Origin of the sequence: Streptosporangium sp. NPDC006013 (assembly GCF_040614275.1) — a bacterium.
Taxonomy (GTDB): Bacteria; Actinomycetota; Actinomycetes; order Streptosporangiales; family Streptosporangiaceae; genus Streptosporangium.
Genome location: NZ_JBEXUE010000581.1, coordinates 1 through 5524 on the forward strand (window position 1 = coordinate 1; position 5524 = coordinate 5524).

A 5524-nucleotide genomic window follows, 5' to 3' on the forward strand; every position below is an offset into this window, starting at 1 on the left:
GCGGCTCGCGCTCGTCGAGCCAGTGTCCGGCCGGATCCTCCGTGAGCTTCCAGTCCGGCTTCGTACCGGGAGAGCAGAACCGGCGGACGGTCACCTCCTCGTCGAGCTGGCCGAGGGGACCGCCGAGAAGGGACTGCGCACGGCCCTGGCCGCGCTGGTGGCCCGGCACGACGCGCTGCGCTCGCGCTTCGAGCACGCGGACGGCTCCTGGTGGCAGCGGGCCGCGCCGTCGGCCGCCGCCGGTGACCCGCTACGCCGGTTCGACCTCCGGGCCGCGGCCGGATCCGGCGCGGGAGAGGCCGCGGAGTCCGGCCCGCCGGAGATCGCGGCCGTGCGGGAGGCGGTGGACAGGTTCGCGGCCGACGAGGCGGCCCGGGGCCTCGATCCGGCCGGGGAGTCGTTCCGGGCCTCGCTGCTGGACTTCGGGCCGGGCCGGCGGCCCTGGCTCTGCCTCACCGTGCACCCGCTGGCGGCCGACACCCGGTCCTGGCGAATCCTGCTCGACGACCTGGAGCGGGCCTACCGGCAGTCGGTGGCGGGAACGCCGGTGGACCTGGGACCGGAGCCCTCCTCCTTCCAGCACTGGGCGGGGATGCTGGCCGGGCACGCCGCAGAGGGCGGGTTCGACGAGGAACTGGCCTACTGGACCGCGCTGCCCGAGACCGCGCCGCCGCCCGAGGGGCCGGGTGAGGCGCCGCCGGTCGCGGGTGAGGTGTCCGTCTTTCTCGGGGAGGGCGAGAGCGGCGCGCTGCTGCGCGCGGCGCCCGCGGCGTTCCGCGCCGGGACCGGAGACGTACTGCTCGGCGCGCTGGGGCGGGTGCTGTGCCGCTGGACGGGCGCTGACCGCGTGCTGGTCGAGCTGGAGGGTCACGGCAGGGAGGAGATCTTCGACGGAGTCGACCTCTCCCGCACCGTCGGCCGGTTCGCCGGCACGTTCCCCGTCGTGCTCGGGGACACGCCCGGCGGGGCCCCGCCCGACTGGCCCGCGACCGTCAGGGCCGTACGCGGGCGACTGCGCGCCGTTCCGAGCGCCGGCCTGGGCTACGGGGCGCTGCGCCACCTCGCCCCGCGGGGCTCGGCTGCCCCGCGACCGCCGGGAGGGGACCGGCCACGGGTGGCCTTCGCCTTCCACGAGCCGGTCGACCCGGGCGAGAGCGTTCTCTACCGCTCGTTCCACTCCCCGCCGCCCGCCCGCCGGGCGGAACCGGTCGCGCCGGGCATCCGGCCCCTGGAGATCACCGCTTACCTGGCGGACGGCAGGCTGCGTTTCGACTGGCGCCACGTGGTCGGCGTGCACGACCGGGCCACGGTCGAGCGCCTGGCGGAGGACCTCCTGGAGGCGCTGCGTGCCGTCGCCGCACACATCGATCCGGCCGTCGGCCGGGCGGAGAGGGAGTGAGCGTGGACGTCGACCTTCCCGCCCGGCTGGCCCGGCTGGCCCGCGAGCACCGCGTGCCGGGGGCGCAGCTGGCCGTGCACCACGCGGGTGAGACCGTCACCGCCGAGACCGGCGAGGAGACGTACGGGGCCGGCGAGCCGGTGACCCGGCGGTCCGCCTTTCCGCTCGGCTCGCTCACCAAACCCTTCACCGCGACGCTGGTGATGACATTGGCGGCCTGCGGCGACATCGATCTCGACGCCCCGCTGGCCGAGTACGTGCCCGAGGTGGGAGCCGGACGCGGCGGGCCGGGCCCGAGGATGACGGCGCGGCGGCTGCTCAGCCACACCAGCGGGCTGGCCTCGAACATCGACGAGGGCGGCGACCACTCCGGGGCCCGGCGGCGGTGGGTGGCGCGCCACTGCCGCGAGTCCGGCACCGCGCACCCGCCGGGGACCGTCTTCTCCTACTCCAACATCGGCTACATCCTGGCGGGCCACCTCGTCGAGGTGATCACCGGGATGAGCTGGTGGGAGGCGATGGAGGCGGTCCTGCTGAAGCCGCTGGACATCGCGCCGGCGTTCGTCGTCGGGCCGCCGTCGGGATTCCGGCCGGTGGTGGACGGCCACACGGTGCGGCAGCCGCGGGACCGGATGCTGCCGGTCACCTGGCAGACCCTGCCTAAGGTGGCGGCGCCGAGTGCCGGGCTCGCCCTCGGGGCCGCCGATCTGGTCACGTTCGCGCTGATGCACCTGGCCCACCCGGCGCTCCAGCCGGTGCTCGACCGCGACTCCGCCCGCGAGATGCGCCGCGACCAGCTCGCGGGGGTGACGGCCGGACCGTTCGGCATGGCCGACTCCTGGGGGCTCGGCTGGGCGATGTACCACGACGCCGGGCCCGACTGGTTCGGGCACGACGGCACCGGTGAGGGAACCTCCTGCCACCTGCGGTTCGAACCGGCGGGCGGGACCGTCGTCGCGCTGACCGCGAACGCCGCCACCGGACCTGCGCTCTGGGAGGACCTGCTGGCGGAGCTCCGCTCGGCGGGACCGGCCGTGGGAGGCCGCGGCCTGTCGGCGCCGAGCGACCCGGCCCTGCGGACGTCAGGACCACCGGAATGCGCCGGCCGGTACGTCAACGGGGAGATGGAGCTCACGGTCGTCGCGGACGGTGCGGGCGGGCTCCGCCTGACGACGGGCGAGGCTGAGCGGTTCGAGCTGACCTGCTTCGAGGGCCTGCGCTTCACGATGCGGGAAACGGCCGGTGGCCGTACCACCTACACCGGCCGTTTCCTGCGTGATCCGGAGACGGGCGGGATCGATCTCATCCAGGTCACCGGACGGCTGGCCCGGCGGGCGCGCGACGAGAACGACGCCCCCGGCGGGAAAGGCTGACGCCGCGATGAGCACCGCGCAGGCAGGTGCCGGTGACATGGCCGGTGACATGGCCGGCGGGCCGATCCGCCTGTCCCGCAACCGCGACTACAACATCCTGTGGACCAGCCAGCTCTTCTCCGAGCTGGGCAGTGAGATCACCTTCGTCTCCTTCCCGCTGCTGATCCTGGCCATGTCGGGCTCGCCGCTGGAGATGGGCCTCGCGTCGTCGGTGCTCGCGGTGGCGCACATGGTGGCGAACGTGCCCGCCGGGGTGGTCGCCGACCGGTGGGACCGCAAGAAGGTCATGCTGCTGTGCCACGGTGCCCGTGCCCTGGCGATGGGCAGCGTGGTCGTGGCGCTGCTCCTGGGCACCTACGCCTTCCCGCACATCCTGCTGGCCGCCGCGGTCGAGGGCTTCTTCAGCTCGGTCTTCCAGCCGGCCGAGCACGCCGCGCTTCCCCAGGTGGTGCCCGAGTCGCAGCTGTCGCAGGCGGTCGCCCGCAATACCGCGCGCCCCTTCATCGCCACCCTGCTCGGTCCCGCGCTGGCGGGTTTCCTGTTCACCCTGCACCACACGGCACCCTTCGGCGCCGACGCGATCATGCTCGGCCTCTCCTTCGTCACGCTGCTCTTCCTGCGCCTGCCGCGGCGGGTGGCCCCCGCCGCGCTCCCGAGGGGAGGTTCGGCCGTGGGCGGCGTCGCCGAGGGGATCCGCTGGGTGGCGGGACACCGGGTCATCAGGACGACGCTGGTGTGGATGGTCTCCTCCAACCTCGTCTTCAGCGCGCTCGTCATGATCGTCCTGGCGATGTCGGGGGAGGGGGTGAGCGCCGGCGAGGTGGGCCTGACGATGGCGTGCATCGGTGCGGGGGGCCTGCTGGGCGCACTGGCCGCGGCCCGCCTGCACGCCGCCCTCCCGCCGGCCCTGACCATTGTCGGCTTTCCGCTCGTCGCCGCGGTGATGACCGCGGCGATGGCGCTCGTCCCGAGCGGCATCCTCCTCGGGGTGCTTCTCGGCGGTGCCGCGTTCCTCGCGCCGGTCGCGAACACCACGGTCCTGACCTACCAGCTCACGGTCACCCCCGACCACCTGCGCGGCCGCCTGTCCGGCATCGCGGGGCTCTTCTCCGGCGGGGCCGCCGCCCTGGGGCCGATGGCCGGCGGCTTCCTCATGACGGCCGGTGACGGCCCGGCCGCTGTGCTGGTCTGCGCGGCCGGCCTGGCCCTTGTCGCGCTGGGTACGCTGCTCAGCCCGACACTGCGCCGGTTCCCCGTGCTGTCACCCACCGATCGGGGGTGAGCCGCGACATTGAAACTTTCATCCACTGTGACGGGCGTTCGCACAGGTCAGCGCGTCCTGGTGTGAGGGGGCAGGGGCGCCTGCTGTATCCGGGGGTGGCTGGCCACCTATGGTGGGAGCGCTCCCATGCATCCCCCCCGAAGGAGTCGATCCATGCCAAGAAGGTCAGTTCTGGCCACGCTCTGCGCGGCTCTGGTGATCGGGTCAGGTGCCGCGGTCACCGTCGCCTCCGGCGCGTCCGCGGCCGACTCCCCGTTCTACGTCGACCCGGAGACCGGCGCCGCCAAATGGGTCGCGGCCAACGCCGGAGACTATCGGGCGCCGGTCATCCGCGACCGGATCGCCGCCGTGCCGCAGGCCCGCTGGTACACCACCACCAACACCTCCACCATCCGCGGTCAGGTGTCGTCGTTCGTCGGGGCGGCGGCCGGTGCGGGCAAGATCCCGATCCTCGTCGTCTACAACATCCCCAACCGCGACTGCAGCGGAGCCAGCACCGGCGGGGCGCCCAACCACACCGCCTACCGGCAGTGGATCGACGAGCTGGCAGCCGGCCTCCAGGGACGCCCGGCGTCGATCATCCTGGAGCCCGACGTGCTCCCGATCATGACCAACTGCATGAGCTCCTCCCAGCAGCAGGAGACCAACGCCTCCATGGCGTACGCCGGCAAGAAGCTGAAGGCCGCCTCCTCCTCGGCCAAGGTCTACTACGACATCGGGCACTCGGGATGGCTGTCGGCCTCCGACGCCGCGGCCCGGCTGAACGCCGCGGACGTCGGAGGCAGCGCGGACGGCATCTCCGTCAACGTCTCCAACTACCGGTGGAGCTCCACCGAGGTCGCCTATGCCAAGAACGTCATCTCCGCCACCGGCGTCTCCCGGCTCCGCGCGGTGATCGACACCAGCCGCAACGGCAACGGCCCGCAGGGCAGCGAGTGGTGCGACCCGGGCGGCCGGGCGATCGGCACGCCGAGTACCAACGCCACCGGCGACTCGGCGATCGACGCGTTCCTCTGGATCAAGCTGCCGGGCGAGGCGGACGGCTGCATCGCCGGGGCCGGGCAGTTCGTGCCGCAGCGGGCCTACGACCTGGCCATGGCGGCTCCGCAGCCCACCGCGACCCCCACCCCGACCGTCACTCCCACTCCCACCCCGACCCCGACCGTCACGCCGACCGGCGGCAAGGCCTGCACGGCCTCCTACAAGCTGGTCAGCTCCTGGCAGGGCGGTTTCCAGGCCGAGGTGACCGTGAAGAGCAGCGGAGCCCAGGCGATCACGGGCTGGACGGCGAGCTGGTCGTTCCCCGGTAACCAGAGCATCACCCAGCTCTGGAACGGACAGCACACCCAGAGCGGCGCCGGTGTCTCGGTGCGGAACGTGTCCCACAACGGCAACCTCTCCTCGGGCGCCTCGACGTCCTTCGGGTTCACCGGCAGCTGGTCCGGGACCAACGGCGTGCCCTCCTCGGTC

The 5524-nt window shown here is 73.5% G+C and carries 4 protein-coding genes; all 4 read left to right on the top strand.

Annotated elements, in window-relative coordinates:
* The coding region (locus ABZ260_RS45385) for a condensation domain-containing protein (RefSeq protein ID WP_355630548.1) at positions 1-1399 on the top strand (1399 nt) is incomplete at its 5' end.
* Between the two features lie 2 nt (positions 1400-1401).
* On the top strand, positions 1402-2772 hold the full coding sequence (locus tag ABZ260_RS45390; protein ID WP_355630551.1) for a serine hydrolase domain-containing protein: 1371 nt from the start codon (positions 1402-1404) through the stop codon (positions 2770-2772).
* A 7-nt stretch (positions 2773-2779) separates the two neighbouring features.
* Entirely contained in the window at positions 2780-4054 is a 1275-nt protein-coding gene (locus ABZ260_RS45395) for an MFS transporter (protein ID WP_355630554.1), read from the top strand.
* Between the two features lie 153 nt (positions 4055-4207).
* A partial coding sequence (locus tag ABZ260_RS45400; RefSeq protein ID WP_355630557.1) for a glycoside hydrolase family 6 protein occupies positions 4208-5524 on the top strand: 1317 nt, incomplete at its 3' end.